The sequence below is a fragment of the Pseudomonas hormoni genome, from assembly GCF_018502625.1.
In the GTDB taxonomy this organism is placed as follows: Bacteria; Pseudomonadota; Gammaproteobacteria; order Pseudomonadales; family Pseudomonadaceae; genus Aquipseudomonas; species Aquipseudomonas hormoni.
In genome coordinates this window covers 3,159,563-3,173,152 of record NZ_CP075566.1, presented here as the reverse complement: position 1 = coordinate 3,173,152, position 13,590 = coordinate 3,159,563, and the positions used below count along the sequence as shown (strand labels likewise).

16 protein-coding genes and 4 pseudogenes are annotated in these 13,590 nt (G+C 55.9%); 8 read left to right on the top strand and 12 right to left on the bottom strand.

The features are described 5' to 3' along the window. Positions 1-30 precede the first annotated feature (30 nt). Positions 31-1,461, top strand: coding sequence for an aldehyde dehydrogenase family protein (locus tag KJF94_RS14750; protein ID WP_214384574.1), 1,431 nt, complete (start codon positions 31-33; stop codon positions 1,459-1,461). A 136-nt stretch (positions 1,462-1,597) separates the two neighbouring features. Here the strand turns inward: KJF94_RS14750 and KJF94_RS14745 are convergent, their stop codons facing one another. Then, positions 1,598-1,741, bottom strand: a complete 144-nt coding sequence (locus KJF94_RS14745) for a hypothetical protein (protein WP_214384988.1) — start codon at positions 1,739-1,741, stop codon at positions 1,598-1,600. Positions 1,742-2,105: 364 nt separating this feature from the next. Beyond that, positions 2,106-2,240 (bottom strand): hypothetical protein, encoded by a 135-nt coding sequence (locus KJF94_RS30390; RefSeq protein WP_284681148.1) that lies wholly within the window; start codon positions 2,238-2,240, stop codon positions 2,106-2,108. A 22-nt stretch (positions 2,241-2,262) separates the two neighbouring features. Between KJF94_RS30390 and KJF94_RS30235 the strand changes: the two are divergent. After that, positions 2,263-2,370 (top strand): annotated as a pseudogene (locus KJF94_RS30235) (winged helix-turn-helix transcriptional regulator); the annotation flags it as partial. A 58-nt stretch (positions 2,371-2,428) separates the two neighbouring features. On the opposite strand, the gene cls reads toward KJF94_RS30235, so the two are convergent. After that, positions 2,429-3,835: a cardiolipin synthase gene (gene cls, locus KJF94_RS14740; RefSeq protein ID WP_214384572.1), complete on the bottom strand. Its 1,407-nt coding sequence runs from the start codon at positions 3,833-3,835 to the stop codon at positions 2,429-2,431. An 82-nt stretch (positions 3,836-3,917) separates the two neighbouring features. After that, a complete protein-coding gene (locus KJF94_RS14735; RefSeq protein WP_214384570.1) occupies positions 3,918-4,478 on the bottom strand; it encodes a lipid-binding SYLF domain-containing protein in 561 nt (186 codons plus the stop codon). 437 nt (positions 4,479-4,915) lie between these two features. On the opposite strand from KJF94_RS14735, the gene KJF94_RS14730 reads away from it, so the two are divergent. Continuing rightward, a complete protein-coding gene (locus KJF94_RS14730; RefSeq protein WP_214384568.1) occupies positions 4,916-5,242 on the top strand; it encodes a low molecular weight protein tyrosine phosphatase family protein in 327 nt (108 codons plus the stop codon). A gap of 23 nt (positions 5,243-5,265) precedes the next feature. On the opposite strand, the gene KJF94_RS14725 is transcribed toward KJF94_RS14730, so the two are convergent. The 4 genes from KJF94_RS14725 to KJF94_RS14710 all read right to left on the bottom strand — a co-directional run bounded on the left by KJF94_RS14725 (position 5,266) and on the right by KJF94_RS14710 (position 6,887). After that, complete coding sequence (locus KJF94_RS14725) at positions 5,266-5,574, bottom strand: DUF6966 domain-containing protein (RefSeq protein WP_348772795.1); 309 nt, start codon at positions 5,572-5,574, stop codon at positions 5,266-5,268. Between the two features lie 16 nt (positions 5,575-5,590). After that, entirely contained in the window at positions 5,591-5,998 is a 408-nt protein-coding gene (locus tag KJF94_RS14720; protein WP_214384564.1) for a hypothetical protein, read from the bottom strand. A gap of 38 nt (positions 5,999-6,036) precedes the next feature. After that, the gene (locus KJF94_RS14715) at positions 6,037-6,345 is read right to left on the bottom strand and encodes a hypothetical protein (protein WP_214384562.1); all 309 of its coding nucleotides are present in this window, start codon (positions 6,343-6,345) and stop codon (positions 6,037-6,039) included. A 179-nt stretch (positions 6,346-6,524) separates the two neighbouring features. Further along, complete coding sequence (locus KJF94_RS14710; protein WP_214384560.1) at positions 6,525-6,887, bottom strand: hypothetical protein; 363 nt, start codon at positions 6,885-6,887, stop codon at positions 6,525-6,527. A gap of 296 nt (positions 6,888-7,183) precedes the next feature. Here KJF94_RS14710 and KJF94_RS14705 point away from each other — a divergent pair, with 296 nt between their 5' ends. After that, entirely contained in the window at positions 7,184-7,678 is a 495-nt protein-coding gene (locus tag KJF94_RS14705) for a cupin domain-containing protein (protein WP_214384558.1), read from the top strand. A gap of 82 nt (positions 7,679-7,760) precedes the next feature. Here the strand turns inward: KJF94_RS14705 and KJF94_RS30230 are convergent. The 3 genes and pseudogenes from KJF94_RS30230 to KJF94_RS14700 all read right to left on the bottom strand — a co-directional run. After that, positions 7,761-7,953 (bottom strand): annotated as a pseudogene (locus KJF94_RS30230) (histidine phosphatase family protein); the annotation flags it as partial. A 52-nt stretch (positions 7,954-8,005) separates the two neighbouring features. Beyond that, positions 8,006-8,182, bottom strand: a pseudogene (locus KJF94_RS30225) (oxidoreductase); the annotation flags it as partial. Positions 8,183-8,674: 492 nt separating this feature from the next. Continuing rightward, positions 8,675-9,595 carry an aromatic alcohol reductase gene (locus KJF94_RS14700; protein ID WP_214384556.1) on the bottom strand — a complete coding sequence of 307 codons (921 nt, stop codon included), beginning with the start codon at positions 9,593-9,595 and terminating at the stop codon, positions 8,675-8,677. A 99-nt stretch (positions 9,596-9,694) separates the two neighbouring features. Between KJF94_RS14700 and KJF94_RS14695 the strand changes: the two genes are divergently transcribed. Then, on the top strand, positions 9,695-10,108 hold the full coding sequence (locus tag KJF94_RS14695; protein ID WP_214384870.1) for a winged helix-turn-helix transcriptional regulator: 414 nt from the start codon (positions 9,695-9,697) through the stop codon (positions 10,106-10,108). Positions 10,109-10,303: 195 nt separating this feature from the next. Here KJF94_RS14695 and KJF94_RS14690 read toward each other — a convergent pair whose 3' ends face one another. Continuing rightward, entirely contained in the window at positions 10,304-11,497 is a 1,194-nt protein-coding gene (locus KJF94_RS14690; protein WP_214384554.1) for a Fic family protein, read from the bottom strand. Positions 11,498-12,008: 511 nt separating this feature from the next. Here KJF94_RS14690 and KJF94_RS14685 point away from each other — a divergent pair. From KJF94_RS14685 to KJF94_RS14675, 3 genes and pseudogenes are all read left to right on the top strand, one after another. Continuing rightward, a pseudogene (locus KJF94_RS14685) lies at positions 12,009-12,544 on the top strand (PAAR domain-containing protein). Further along, a complete protein-coding gene (locus tag KJF94_RS14680; protein ID WP_214384552.1) occupies positions 12,544-13,266 on the top strand; it encodes a peptidoglycan recognition protein family protein in 723 nt (240 codons plus the stop codon). Before KJF94_RS14685 ends, KJF94_RS14680 begins: the two are co-directional and overlap by 1 nt. After that, the gene (locus KJF94_RS14675) at positions 13,263-13,550 is read left to right on the top strand and encodes a hypothetical protein (protein WP_214384550.1); all 288 of its coding nucleotides are present in this window, start codon (positions 13,263-13,265) and stop codon (positions 13,548-13,550) included. The genes KJF94_RS14680 and KJF94_RS14675 overlap by 4 nt, the downstream gene beginning before the upstream one ends. Positions 13,551-13,590 lie beyond the last annotated feature (40 nt).

Sequence of the window (13,590 nt, the reverse complement as noted above, 5' to 3'; positions counted from 1 at the left end):
CAGGCGAGTCATTTTGAACGAGGAATCACCATGCAGCGCATTGAACACATCTACATCAACGGCGAGTTCGTCATTCCGCACGGTCAGGAATGGTTCGACCTCCATAACCCGAGCACCGAGGAAGTCATCGGTCAGGTTCGGCTGGGCGATGCACTGGACGCACAGCGTGCTATCGCAGCCGCCAAGGCTGCGTTCCCGGCCTGGTCTCGTACCAGTCGGGAAGAGCGCATTGCGGCACTGCAGCGCATGCACCGGGCCATGGCGGCAAGGGAGGAAGAGTTGCTGGAAGCTATCCTCGTGGAATACGGCGCGCCTGCGGTTCGCGGGCGCGGGATGGCGACTTATCCGGCCGATGTGATTGCGCAAGCAATCGATGCACTGGAGGCGTTCGATTTCGAGGAACAGGTCGGCATGGCCAGAGTCATTCTGACGCCCGTAGGCGTGACCGGTCTGATCACGCCCTGGAACAGCAATGCGGGCTTCATCTGCAACAAGCTGGCCACCGCGCTGGCGACAGGCTGCACCGCCGTCATCAAGCCCAGCGAGATGAGCGCGTTGCAGACGCAGGTCGTGGTCAGGGCGTTGCACGAAGCGGGGCTGCCACCGGGTGTTTTCAATATCGTCAACGGAAGGGGCGATGTGGTTGGCGAGGAAATCGCCCGTCATCCCGACGTTGCCAAGATCTCGTTCACGGGTTCGTCCGCTGTCGGTCAGCATCTGGTAAGAACCGGCGCCGACACCATGAAGCGCGTGACGCTCGAACTGGGCGGCAAGTCGCCCACCGTGGTGCTTGACGATGCGGATTTCCAGGCGGTCATGCCGTTGGTGCTGCAAGCCGGATTTCTCAACAGCGGCCAGGCTTGCATCGCGGGCACTCGCATCCTTGTCCCGCGCAGACGGTTGGCAGAGTTCGAGAGGGTTGCGAAGGAGTGCGTCTCACAAATCCAATCGGGCGATCCGCGCAACGCCGACACCGACATCGGCCCAATGGTGAGCCAGAAACAGTGGGAACGGGTGCAGCGCTACATCCGTATCGGTCAGGAAGAAGGCGCGAGGTTGTTGGCGGGCGGCGAAGGTCGCCCGGAAGGCTTGCACGCCGGATGGTTCGTGAAGCCCACGATCTTCACTGATGCCAACAACCGGATGCGTATCGCTCGTGAGGAAATCTTCGGCCCCGTGCTGACGATCATCCCCTACGAGGATGACGCTGATGCGATCAGTATTGCCAACGATACGGACTATGGGCTGAGCGCCCTGGTGCTGGGAAAGAGTCACGAACGCTGTGTGAATATCGCCCTTCAGATCGATTCGGGACGTGTGCTCATCAACACCCTGGCCCACGAACCGCGTGCCCCCTTCGGTGGTTTCAAGCATTCAGGCCTTGGGCGCGAAATGGGCAGGTGGGGGATGAGTGCGTATCTGGAGCCGAAGACATTGGTCACGTATGCCCCGTTGAAATGACCAGGTCGGGTTCTTGTCAGGGAGCGCTGTGTGGATAGCATTGGAAACAGGGCGGAAATCGTTCCTGGTTTCCAGGGGAGCTCCGAATGATTGCAGCCATTCTGTTGGCCGGAAAGGTTTTTGAGTGAACCGAGTGCTACCTTCGCGCCTGGCCGGTTGAATTCACAGCCGAAAGCAGCCTTTCGCCCACCCAAAACAGGAAGAACATCAGCCAGATCAGGCCCAGCGTGATGCGGTCGGCTTTGCGGTAGTGCTCAAGGAAGCGAGGGGGAAAGGGCATGCACGCTTACTCCATGTAATTGAGCCGGGGTGAAGAAATGCCGATCAAAAAACCTGTGTGGCGAGGGAGCTTGCTCCCGCTGGGGTGCGAAGCAGCCCCAAAATGGAGGGGATTGCTGCGCACTCCAACGGGAGCAAGCTCCCTCGCCACAGGTCATTTGTCGCTAGCGAATCTCCTGACCGACCTGCAGAGCCAGCGATTCCAATCGGTTCTTGAGAAACCGTGAAGAGACTAGCCGTTTGCCATCACTGCGGGTGTGTTCGAGGGTGCCTTTGCGGAACAATGTCAGAAATAGAGGCAAGTAATGCTGATGTGACGGGGGAGTGCGACAGACCCGACAGAGCCTGCCGCACACCTGAAGTCACTATGAGTTCTTCGGCGGATAGTTGCCGCGCAAGCCTCCGGACTTGTTGCCGGTTTTGCTGGGCAGGTTCGGCACAACCGGGCGGGATCTGGGTTGAGGATTGGAACGGCTGCGGGGTTGGGGTTGTTTGCTCATTGCTCGACTCCTGACTGTTTAGTCGCGAGAACTGCGTGTGGATGGCGCGGTGAAGGATGCGGAATGCTTGTGGCGCTGGCTTGGCACGAGTGCGTTTGCGGGGACCCGGAGTGCGGCGGTGACCCGGTAGGTTGGCGAAATACCCATCAGGCAGCAGAACAGCGCATCCCGGCGACACGCCACTCGACTCATAGCCAGTATTCCCAGAGTCGCGCCATCTGCTCTTTGGCTTTCACCGCGAGCGAGCGGCGCTGCCACTTTTCCAGCTTGATTTCGTTCGATTTGGCCAGATCAGCCATGAATGCCGCCTGCATCTTTTTTCCGAATTCGGTGCCCAGCACAACCACGTTGACTTCATCGTTATGCAGGAAGCTGCGCCAGTCGAGGTTGGTGGAACCGACACTCGACCACACGCCATCGATGACTGCAGTCTTGACGTGGAGTAGCGCGTCACGGCGTTCGTAAAGCTTGACGTTGGCCTTCAGCAGCTCGCTGTAGTAGGCGCGTCCGGCATGGAACACCAGCCACGAATCGGTGCTGCTGGGCAGCACCAGCTTGACGTCGACTCCACGTGCCGCCGCCTCCTTGAGTGCCGCCAGCAACTGCGGGTCGGGCACAAAGTAGGCGTTCGTCAGCCAAATCTCGGTCTGCGCACTATGCAGCGCCGAAATCAGCGTGGCGTAGATCAGGCTGAACGGCTCATCTGGCGAACTGCCGATGGCGCGCACCACCTCGGTGCCTTTGCGCTCCGGTGGCGGAAAGTACTGGCGAGCCGCGAGTGGTTCACCTTTCTGGGTAGTCCATGTTCCGATGAACAGCTTCTGCAGATCCGTAACCACGGGCCCCTCGATGCGCAAGTCGGTATCGCGCCAGGGCAAATCACCCGTTGGACGAGTCTTGGAGCGAGAGCTGAACGAGCCCCCCGAATAGACGCTGCTGATGTTGATCCCGCCGAGAAAGGCAATTCGGCCGTCCACTATCAGCAGCTTTCGGTGGTCGCGCTGGTTCACGTCCCAGCCCGCTTTGGCCGTCGCCGGATTGACCGGGTTGTACTCCAGCACCTTGACGCCCGCATCGGTCAATCGAGAGAAAAACGCTGAGGGTGTTCCAAGGGTTCCGACGCTGTCACGGATCAGATTGACCTGTACACCTTTGTGTTGCTGAGCGATCAGTGCGGCGGCGAAGCGCTGACCGACTTCATCATCGTCGAGGATGTAGGTCTCCATGTTGATGTGGTCGCGTGCGGCTTCCACGGCTTTGATCATCGACTGGTAGGTGCTGGGGCCGTCCTGCAGCAAGTCGACCTTGTTTCCTTCCGTTAGCGGGCTACCGGCAACGGATTCTTCGATAGCGAGGTGCACATCGAAGATGTTGGTTTCTGCGCCGGTGGACTTGAGTCGGTCGAGAATGGCTTTGCTGCGCTCGGCTGACAGAGGTCCGTGTATCCCGTCGAGTTGCACTGGCGCAGAGGGAGCATGAGCCATGTCTGGCACTATCCTCGGCAAAGCACTGGAGCCAATAACAAATGTCAGGAGCACAACCACGCATAGCATCAGAGCAATACATGCACCTTTGCATCGGGTTAGAAGATTCATTAGGCCTCCTCTTGGCGAGGACGGTGATACCGCTCTGTCCGGGCGTCTTGCGGACTACGCAAGGCGCCATGATGGACGGGTTTCAACGCTTGATAAGGGAGATCTTCGTGCCCTCGATGCTGACCCCAGCCATTAACCCTTGCTGGTCAAATATGAACGCGTAGGCATCGTCCTTCAGTGTCGAACTCGACAGATTCTTCGCGACTCCTTCGTCAACCACGACAACGGTTGGTCCCACGCCGAGTTCCCAGCCCTTGGACTCACGTACATAACTCACGGCTTTATCAGTCATCAGGAACACCGCATAACCGTACGATTGGGCGCCTGCCTGCAGCCCCCATGACCCCGTTACGGAGTTGTAATAACCCTCCACTTTCGAGCCCTTCATCAGCACGCCTTCGCCATAGCTGCCACCAAACACGAGGCCGGCCTTGATGATTTTCGGGAAGACAAGCACCGCTTTGGCATTGTGCGAAATGGTTTCGGCAAATGGAGTGGCCTTGTAAAGAGTTTGCAACGCTTGCCGGGAGTCGGCATTCAGATCCTCGGCGGTTGCCGCACCTGCATTGTTCAGCAGGCTCGCTGACGCCAATGATGCTGTCGCCAGGAAGATCGATAGGAAGAACCGCATTGACTGAGTCATTTTCGTACTCCGATAAGGGAGCATTGGATGAGAGCAGCAGTCAGCGCCTGCCCCGGGCAGAATCCGAGCCTACTGAAATTTATCCGGCGCACCCTAAAGTGTGTGAACTAATGGCTTCGCCCTTGAATGAAGCAGGCCACAGGCCTTGGATCATTCGCGATGCCGTCACCTGCTTTGACCTCTGTAGATGGGCCGGGTTCGTCGGTAACCACCACAACCCTGTTGTTCGAATGCAGGTCTATGTCACAGAACTTCATCACGGCCTTCTCACAGCAAAAGACCAGGTTCGCACCATGATTTTCGCGCCACCTCCGTGAGGTGGGGAGGCCGGCCAAATAATTCTCAGATCTATTTTGTGGGGATATCATTGGTCGTGCATGAGCTGCTCGGTAATCTCGCCTGAGCCCGAGTCGCGTTAACTGTTTGGAGTTAACCCGATGTTGAACGTACTTTTCATATGCAGCCAGAACCGCCTGCGAAGCCCAACGGCCGAACAACATTTTGCTGACTGGCCGGGCGTGGAAACTGCGTCGGCGGGAATCAGCAATGATGCGTATGTACCCGTCAGCCCGGAGCTGCTGCTGTGGGCTGATCTGGTATTTGTCATGGAGCCGATTCATCGCAACAAACTGGTGGCTCGATTTGGTTCGGAGCTGGCGGACAAGCGCGTTGTTTGTTTGGACATACCGGATGTTTATCAGTACATGGAGCCTGCGCTGATCAAGGTGTTGGAGGCGAGGGTTAGGCGGTATTTGCCTTCCTGAAGGAGAGGCAGAAGACTGACCAATCAGCCTTGCGCATGCTTTATTGCACGGGCAAGCGCTGCGGCCTCACTGCGTAATGCATTAAATTTCTCGTTCAACTCAATGTGCCCAGGCTTCCAGGAAAAAATGCCATCGATGCAACTTTGTCCAAGTACCAGGTCATTGAGCGAGCCCATTCCGCCATAGGCGGACAGCAAGTATTCGATCCCGTAATAATCAGAGTTCATCAAGTGTGCTCTGGCCTTGCGCATCCACTGACTCCAGTGAGTGGCACCATCGCTTTCAAGCACGGTGGCGAGTTGATCCAGAACGTCGATCAGTTGTTCGGTCATAGGTCCCATTTTCAAATCACCCAAACTGCGGAACGATGGATTTGCCCAAATAGTTGACGGCCGCCACATACTCTCGACCATTGGGGGTGACCAACCTCGCATGGCACTCACAACCAAAGTCATCGAGTCTATCTTGATCAAACTTGAAGAGCACCGTTGCCCCTTGAAGCGCTGAAAGCGTGAAGCCTTCCCGTTCAAGGATTTCCACGAATCGTGCCTGCACCGATTTGAGCCCGTTAGATAAATAGGGATGACTTTCCAGCGCCGGAGGGCAGACGTCTCGTTCCATCAGATCAAACGCCGCAAACGAAGTATTCAGCGTTCGTAACGCCTCGCTCAAATGAGGATGGACATAGGACAGCGAACTTGCCGCGTGATGCGCGAGGCTATGGCACACGCTACGAAGGCGTTTACAGGAAGGCATTTGCAGTCCTTGCGAGTCGGGTTGGTGGCCATTCTGCCTTAGGTAAGACAGAGCGCAGAGGCACCTGTAATGGCGGCTTCGTAGGATTGTTTTTCAAACGTAAACGGCCCGATGCCTTTGATAATGCGAGGCTCTTCATAGCCATTTTCATAAGCAAACAAATCCCGGATGAAATGCTCGTCAGACTCCTGAGTCTGGACGGAGTAAGCACCACACCCAATATCACCGCACTCCGGGCAGAGGTAGAGCAGCACCCGGTCCCCCGAAAGTTTTTCGGTTACTGTGCAATTGTTCACATTGCTTCCAGCGCGAAACAACGCTTGATGGGAGAGAGTTGTGGTAATCATGGGTCCAGAGGTTTTTAGCCGGTTTATGGCGAGCAACGGCCGGTCATCCGGGAGGAGATATCCTCGCCAGACGGAAAACAAATGTCACTGCTGAATGTTGCGCTGGGAGATTGAAGTGAACACGAAAAAGCCCGGCTGATCAGGCCGGGCTTTTTGGGTGTTGCGGTGACGCGATTTGTTTATGCAGCGTGGCTTTCGATCAGACGATCCGAACCACCTTCAGCCACGCGGTTTTCGATCAGACGATCCGAACCACCTTCAGCCACGCGGTTTTCGATCAGACGATCCGAACCACCTTCAGCCACGCGGTTTTCGATCAGACGATCCGAACCACCTTCAGCCACGCGGTTTTCGATCAGACGATCCGAACCACCTTCAGCCACGCGGTTTTCAATCAGACGATCCGAACCACCTTCAGCCACACGACTTTCAATCAGACGATCCGAGCCGCCTTCAGCGACAACCGGATGAGTCGAGGTAGCGGCGAAAGCGTTAACTGCAAAAACCGAGAAAGCGATGCTGAGAATGGTTTGGCGTTTCATGATCGTGTGCTCCGGGGTGTTGTTGGTTGGTATGGAGCTGATGTTACGCCGCGGATTTTTTAAGAGAACTTCATTGACGTGATGGTGACCATCGACGGCATTGATAGGGCGAGCGGCCTGCCTCTGGTGAGCGTGATGATGGGGTGCAACTGTGGCAACCGGAATGTGACAGCGCATTGATTACATTGCGTATCAACTGTAATGCGCGGCAACGCCATTCTCATTACCACCTGCGACAAATACAGTAAGCCGCACACGACTATCCTCGATTTGCCCACGTAATTAAGGTGCCTTTCATGATCAGGAACATTATGAAAACTGCTTGTCTGGCTGCACTGATTGTCACCAGCGCAACAATGCCATTCGTCCAGGCACAACCATTGCCACTGGATAAGGTCGGTGCTTTACATAATGAAGACGTTGAGTGGCGCAGCTTTCCAGCCTTCCCGAAGGAAGTGAAACTGGCCGTGTTGGCCGGCGACCCGAGTAAGCCAGCACCCTACGTTGTAAGAGTCAAAGTGCCGAATGGCACAAAATTAATGCCCCATACACATCCTGAGGATCGTATCTATACCGTCATGTCCGGTGTTTTCTATATTGGCTTCGGTAAGGTTTTTGATCCGGCCAAGCTGGTTGCTTATGGTCCAGGCAGCGTAGTGATACTTCCGGCCAATACGCCACACTTTCACTGGGCTAAATCCGGAGAGTACATTTCACAAGTTTACGGAACGGGTCCACTAGGCCTTGAGTATATTGATAGCCATGATGATCCTCGTAATGCGTCGAAGTAACTTCACTTGAACTGAGCAACCAGCCAGCCCCTGATCATCCAGCACTGTAGTCATCGCTGCTGAAGTGTCGGCACATACGAAAAGCCTGGACGCTTCGGGTGCATCCAGGCTTTGGCGTTACGCCCGAATCAATCACCGCGGCGGTTGCGGCGAACTGCATGCTGGCATCCGGCACGGGTTGGTTGGTAATTTCGGACTGATTGCTCGATCCAGTCTTTCCTATCGAGCGCTGACATTTTGTCGTTTGCGACCAGCTTCGGCTGGCCGTGACGCATCAGGATTATTTCCCTGCTCACAATATGTGTACGTCTTTGTTCTGGTGTGCGGTCAATGTGGAGAAGCGTGGTTCCGGGAACTTAAGGTTTGTCTCTCAAACCAAGCGTGATCGCAGTACCACGCCACAGTGGCGATGATTGTCAGCTCTAGCGCCCGCAAACTCAGGCCAAGCTCTTGTTCACTCTTACTGCGGTTGAAACAGGTACGGTCCTTCTCTCGTGCCAACAGGCCACAAAGTAGCGACCGTCAGGAGTCTTCGGATACATGTCTGAAATGCCTCCGAGTACCGCTGTTTGGCTCGTACTGAACCGCTACCGTCGCCCCGGACCGGGTTTGCGCTTGCTGGCTATACAAGGCCGACAAACGACAAGATAACCAGGACGATCACCACGGCCCCAACGATGTAAATGATATTGTTCATAAAAACTACCTCTTTATCTGAATGGGATTTCGACACAAAGGCGTCTAATACTAACGACACCTGCGCGGGCAATTCCGTTCCGCAAACCAGTGTATCGTCTGCCCAATCCCGGCAGAGCCCCGCTCGAAGTCATCGAGTTATGGCTGGTGCGCCCTGATCATTCATGGGCTGGGCTCAAGAGTCAGATCTGTCTGTACGGGATCAGATTCAGTCGGGCATGAATGACTGCTAAGCCGATTGCTGCCTGTGGCGGAAGGCAACAGTCGACCCAGAGCGGACCTTGAGCGTCGGTAGCGCGATCAGAGCAAATGCTGCTCGATCCACTCTGCGACGGTGGTCGTTTTGATTTGCCGTTCAGCGTTGTAACTCTGCGCCTTATCCCAGGCGACACCTTTGCCCTCGGCAAACACCGCCCGGTACTTGCGCGTCGGATCATCGGGTGCGGCGGCCAGATCGGCCATGAGCGCGGGCACTGTCCATTCGACACGCTCGACCGTGCGGTGCAGCAAGCGGTCAACGGTGTCGGCCAATTGCCCGTAAGTGAGGGTGTCACCGGTCACGTAGACAACCTGATTCACCAACGCGGGATCGAACAGGACAACGGCGGTCAACCGGCCGATGTCCTCCGGCGTGGTGACCGTCACGGCGGTGTTCCAACTGCCCAGGGCGCGTACGGTGTTCTGCGCCAGATCGACCACGCCGAACGCGGGCTCGAACAGGAAACTGGTGAACATGCCGGTCGAAATGATCAGCCATTGCAGTCGGGATTGCGCGCGCAGCAATTGGCGGACGTCCAGTTGCTCGTCAAACAGATCTTGCGGGCTGCCCCGACCGATCACGTCGTAGTCCACGCCGAACTGCCACGGCACATAACGTTTCACCTCCGACTGCAACGCGGCGCGGGCGAGTTTGACTTGCGTCCCGCTACCGGCGACGAAGCCGAGGCAACTGATCAGCGAATCGAAACCGCTAAACCGCGCGGCAAGCTGCTCTATGGACTCGTTCACCACATCGCCCGGCAGCACCTCGACACCCAGCGCATCCAGTTCTTCGAGCGTTTGGCGTTTGTGCGCGGACATGGTATCGATGGCCGACGGTCGCAGCATCACCGAGACACGAGCCTCCTGCCGAGCGGCCAGCTCGCGCAGTACGGCCATGCCAAGCTCGCCGGCACCTAATACCAGAATGTTTTCGGTTTTTGCAGGATTGAGCGGGTTCATCGACAACTCCCAATGAATGATCGGCAAAGATTGTTTTTCTATCCTGTCACCCTTGGCGAACGTTCAGAAGAAGGCACACGCGTGATACCGCATGACGAAATGAGTGAAGAAGAGGTGATCCGCCAGTCGCAAGCCGCGTGCGATGCGCTCAGCGCCGAGGACGACGGACTCAAGCGCGAAGTGCTGACCCATGCGGGCAATCGCTGGTCGCTGGGTATCGTCCATACCCTGGGGAGCGCGGGGAAATTGCGCCACGCCGAAATTGGGCGGCGCTTGGAGGGTGTTACGCAACGCATGCTGACTCGCAGTCTGAGGCAACTGGAGCGTGATGGATTAATTGTGCGTTTCGATCACGGCGAAGTGCCGCCAAGAGTCGATTATGAGCTGACGCCGCTGGGGCGCAGTTTTCTGGCGCGGATGGTGCCGCTTTGGACTTGGCTGTTGGAAAATGCGGATGGTTTTCGGGCTGCGCGGGTGCGGTTTGATGGTGAGAACCGATCTGGCGAAGCGTAAAAAAGGAACTACCAAAAAAGCGGGCGCGCATTGGTAGTCACGTCAGTCAGGTGAACAAACTGTAGGCGAGCAAGCTAGCTAGCTCACGATGGACTAAAGAACGCCGCGTTCCTTCAAGAGCCCCGCGTTTTCGTTAACGACCATCGTCGGAGCGCCGCCCGGCGCCTTCATGGCGCCCGTTTTCATTCAGTCCAGTTACTGAAACCGTCGATGCAAGTCCGGGAAAATATCTTGGGCAAACCAGGCGGGCAGGCCGGGTGTGACGATCCGGGATTTAGGTGTTCGGCTTTCCACCAAGCCGACTTTGACAAGTCGCGAAAGCTCATCAATTGCTGGGCGTGGGGTAAGGCCAGTGAAGGTCTTTATTTCGTTGCGCGGCAGGCTTCCTTGAGTGATGAGCGTAATGATTGCTGGCGCACTCTCCGGGCGAATGCCTTGTTGTATAAGTTTTTCGTTGTAGTGAAACGCGCGTATCACGCGCTCGCGAAGCTGAGACGGATCCACCGCCGCGGTCATGTAATCGACCTGATCGTGACAAACCTGCAGCATGAACTCGATGAATTCGAAATAGCGTCGCTGAGACAGCTGGCCTCGTCCGTCCAGATCACCTTCTCTTGGGCGGTCGGCCATGGTCAGGGCGGCGTAGTAATTCTGGTGTTGCCTTGCAAGGCCGCGAGACAGTGACCAAAGCGTTGGCTTCAGCCCCAAACTCACCAGCTGAAGATGAGTGACCAACCGCGCAACCCGACCATTGCCGTCTGCAAAGGGGTGAACCCAAGCGAGGCGATGATGGTAGGCAAGCGCAGAAATAAGCTGACGGCGGGAGTCTGTCTGTCGGCCGAAGCCTGCCTGAAGGTGTCGCAGCATCCCATCCACAGCGGACGCGTCCGGCGCATCATGATTACCAACGACAACGTTCTGACCTGTTACCGACCGCAGGATACCGGGCTGCATGATCGCGCCATCTGAAAGCGTTCGTTCCGCGTCACTGGCGCCGCGAAAAAGCCGTTTATGTGCTGTGCTCACAAGCTCAGGCGCGAACATTTCACCCCAGGCAAACGGCGCACGCTGGCGCAACGCCCGTTCGAGCAACGCTTGCACCGCCATCTGTTCAACCGCCAGGTTTTTAAGCTGTTTGCGATCTTTGACCGGCGCCGCTTGCGCTTTTTGCATTTCGGCAGGCTCGGTGTATTGCCCTTCGATCAGGTTGGAATAGTACGTATTGGTAATTTGCAGGAGACGGCCAAGGCGTGCAGCGGTTTCAGGCGGCAGGCGTCCGGCTAGAAATTGTGTCTTTCTGGGCAGCGCGTCAGCGAGAGCGATGATTGACGGAGGCAATGCGTCAGGGAGAATCGGGTCGAGCCAGGATTTTGATGTGATCAGGGACATAGCGGTTTGTACCGTATGAAAGACTTCACATTTTATTTCACATACTGACTTGATGAACAAGCGCTAATTTATTGGGCTCTAGAGCTTATTGACGCTTTCTCGCGAAAATTATCTTCACATTTTATTTCACTAATTTTTTGTGAAATGTCTTCGACCAATTGAGGTCGCGAATGGTTTTGTCAGCCGCGTTTACGCGCAGAGATAACTTCAGAAAATCGGGGCCGTATTGGTGGTGATGTCAGGCGGGTGAACAAACTGTAGGAGCGAGCTTGCTCGCGATGGACTAAAGAACGCCGCGTTTCTCCAGAAACCCCGCGTTTGCGTTCACGACCATCGCGAGCAAGCTCGCTCCTACTCCTCTGCTGCCCCCGTGCAAGCGTCTTCCGCGGCACGGGATACCCCAGTGATCGATTCACTCCCCCACGCTGGCATCGGCAAAATTCGTGCGTCTTCTTCCAAAGACAACTCTGATAAAGTCCTCCATCGTTTAATCGCTGACAGGGAGTCATGCATGGCTAAGCCGGCCGCACGTGTACCGATCCAACTTCTTGCCCAATGCCTGGACATGGCGCCCAATCCATCGCTGTTGGTTCCGCCGATGTGTTTTTTGATGGCCTCGCAGCCGCCCGTAAAGGTGACACCTGCACATGCGGGAGGGCGTTGGTTTCAAGCGTTTCGACGACAGTGTTCATCACTGGCAGAAATGCCGCGCTCGTCGATACTACGGGGAGCCACGGAGACATCGTGATCGGCGGCTCCAGTACCGTCATTGGCGATTCGCACAGCCCCGTGCCTTTCATTCCTCCCGTGCCTCTCGCCATTCAGAAAACCTACGGACAATCCTTCAGTGTCACCGACAGTGTGACGGGAAATCCTTTGCCCTTCCGTGACTATGTCGCGACAGTCAATGGTATGGAGACCACCGGCGTAACCGACGCTGATGGCGTCGCCCACATCAAGACGCCGACCCCGGATGCCAAAATTTCGCTACACGTCAAATTCAACGCCCCTGCGCGAACGCTTCACGAGTTATCGGAGAAACAATAATGGCTGCCAACTTCGCAACGCAGGCGACCGCGCAAGAAATGAAACCTGGCGAGTTTATGTGCCCGATCCCTATTTCCGTGAATGACCGAGCTGCCACACGTGAGGCAATTATCAAAAAGGTTCAGTCATTGAGTGCGACGTTTGTCGAGCGCTCGTCTTGGGGGGCAATGAAAGGCAAACCGGAGATGGTCATGGATTGGGACTACTCCATGATTGCGCTGCACCACGCCGGCCGCAGTCATAGCTGCACACCAGGCGCGGAGCAGATGCAGGAGATTCAAAAAGGCCATCTGAGCCAGAAGTATGACGATATCGGCTATCACTACGGGATCGATTGCACCGGGCAGATACTGGAAGGACGTGACATCAGACTTCAGGGCTCAAGTGTTCTGAAGTACAACACTGGCCTTATCGGCATTGTCCTGCTGGAAAACCTGACGACACCGGAAGAGAGGGGCGACTGGGTCGCGAAGGGGCGTGTAGCTCTCGACAGCATCGGCTACAGCACAACCAACGTGATACCAACTGCGCAAATTGACGCGTTGATGCACTTGATTGACGCATTGAAAAGTGTGTTCGTCATCAAACACTTTGGTGGTCACAGGGAGTACCCAGGACAGTCTTCCGAAGGAAAAATCTGTCCCGGTAACATCGGAATGGAATTGGTCAAAAATATCAGGGCGAAAACCCAGCTGTTACCTCCACCGGCGCCACAGCCATGAAAAAGCTGTTAATCGCAGCGATGCTTTTGGTGCTGGCCGTGCTCTACGTCGGGTACTACGAAGCGCTTGAAGAGGGTGACATCGAGACCATTCTGTTTATCAAAAAACACCCGACTGTTCAGATGAAGTTCTACAACATCCACGCCAATGATGGAGAGATCCGGAGAGTAGAGCGCCTTACGGAGGAGGAGCGGAAGTGGATTATCGATTACTGCAGATACAGATTAGGAATCGACACGGCGTTAGAGACTCAAGACGATGTTGAAATTTGTAGAAAAAAATAATCAGCGGTTGGGAACCGCTGGTGGTCAGATCCAGCGACAA

Excerpts from the sequence above, each read along its gene's own strand:
- KJF94_RS14710 (WP_214384560.1), bottom strand. The coding sequence starts at position 6,887 with ATGAAACGCCAAACCATTCTCAGCATCGCTTTCTCGGTTTTTGCAGTT.
- KJF94_RS14675 (WP_214384550.1), top strand. The coding sequence starts at position 13,263 with ATGAAAAAGCTGTTAATCGCAGCGATGCTTTTGGTGCTGGCCGTGCTC.
- KJF94_RS14745 (WP_214384988.1), bottom strand. The coding sequence starts at position 1,741 with ATGCCCTTTCCCCCTCGCTTCCTTGAGCACTACCGCAAAGCCGACCGC.
- KJF94_RS14680 (WP_214384552.1), top strand. The coding sequence starts at position 12,544 with ATGGCTGCCAACTTCGCAACGCAGGCGACCGCGCAAGAAATGAAACCT.
- KJF94_RS14730 (WP_214384568.1), top strand. The coding sequence starts at position 4,916 with ATGTTGAACGTACTTTTCATATGCAGCCAGAACCGCCTGCGAAGCCCA.
- KJF94_RS14725 (WP_348772795.1), bottom strand. The coding sequence starts at position 5,574 with ATGACCGAACAACTGATCGACGTTCTGGATCAACTCGCCACCGTGCTT.
- KJF94_RS14705 (WP_214384558.1), top strand. The coding sequence starts at position 7,184 with ATGATCAGGAACATTATGAAAACTGCTTGTCTGGCTGCACTGATTGTC.
- KJF94_RS30390 (WP_284681148.1), bottom strand. The coding sequence starts at position 2,240 with ATGAGCAAACAACCCCAACCCCGCAGCCGTTCCAATCCTCAACCCAGA.
- KJF94_RS14700 (WP_214384556.1), bottom strand. The coding sequence starts at position 9,595 with ATGAACCCGCTCAATCCTGCAAAAACCGAAAACATTCTGGTATTAGGT.
- KJF94_RS14695 (WP_214384870.1), top strand. The coding sequence starts at position 9,695 with ATGAGTGAAGAAGAGGTGATCCGCCAGTCGCAAGCCGCGTGCGATGCG.
- KJF94_RS14750 (WP_214384574.1), top strand. The coding sequence starts at position 31 with ATGCAGCGCATTGAACACATCTACATCAACGGCGAGTTCGTCATTCCG.
- KJF94_RS14715 (WP_214384562.1), bottom strand. The coding sequence starts at position 6,345 with ATGATTACCACAACTCTCTCCCATCAAGCGTTGTTTCGCGCTGGAAGC.
- KJF94_RS14690 (WP_214384554.1), bottom strand. The coding sequence starts at position 11,497 with ATGTCCCTGATCACATCAAAATCCTGGCTCGACCCGATTCTCCCTGAC.
- KJF94_RS14735 (WP_214384570.1), bottom strand. The coding sequence starts at position 4,478 with ATGACTCAGTCAATGCGGTTCTTCCTATCGATCTTCCTGGCGACAGCA.
- cls (WP_214384572.1), bottom strand. The coding sequence starts at position 3,835 with ATGAATCTTCTAACCCGATGCAAAGGTGCATGTATTGCTCTGATGCTA.
- KJF94_RS14720 (WP_214384564.1), bottom strand. The coding sequence starts at position 5,998 with ATGCCTTCCTGTAAACGCCTTCGTAGCGTGTGCCATAGCCTCGCGCAT.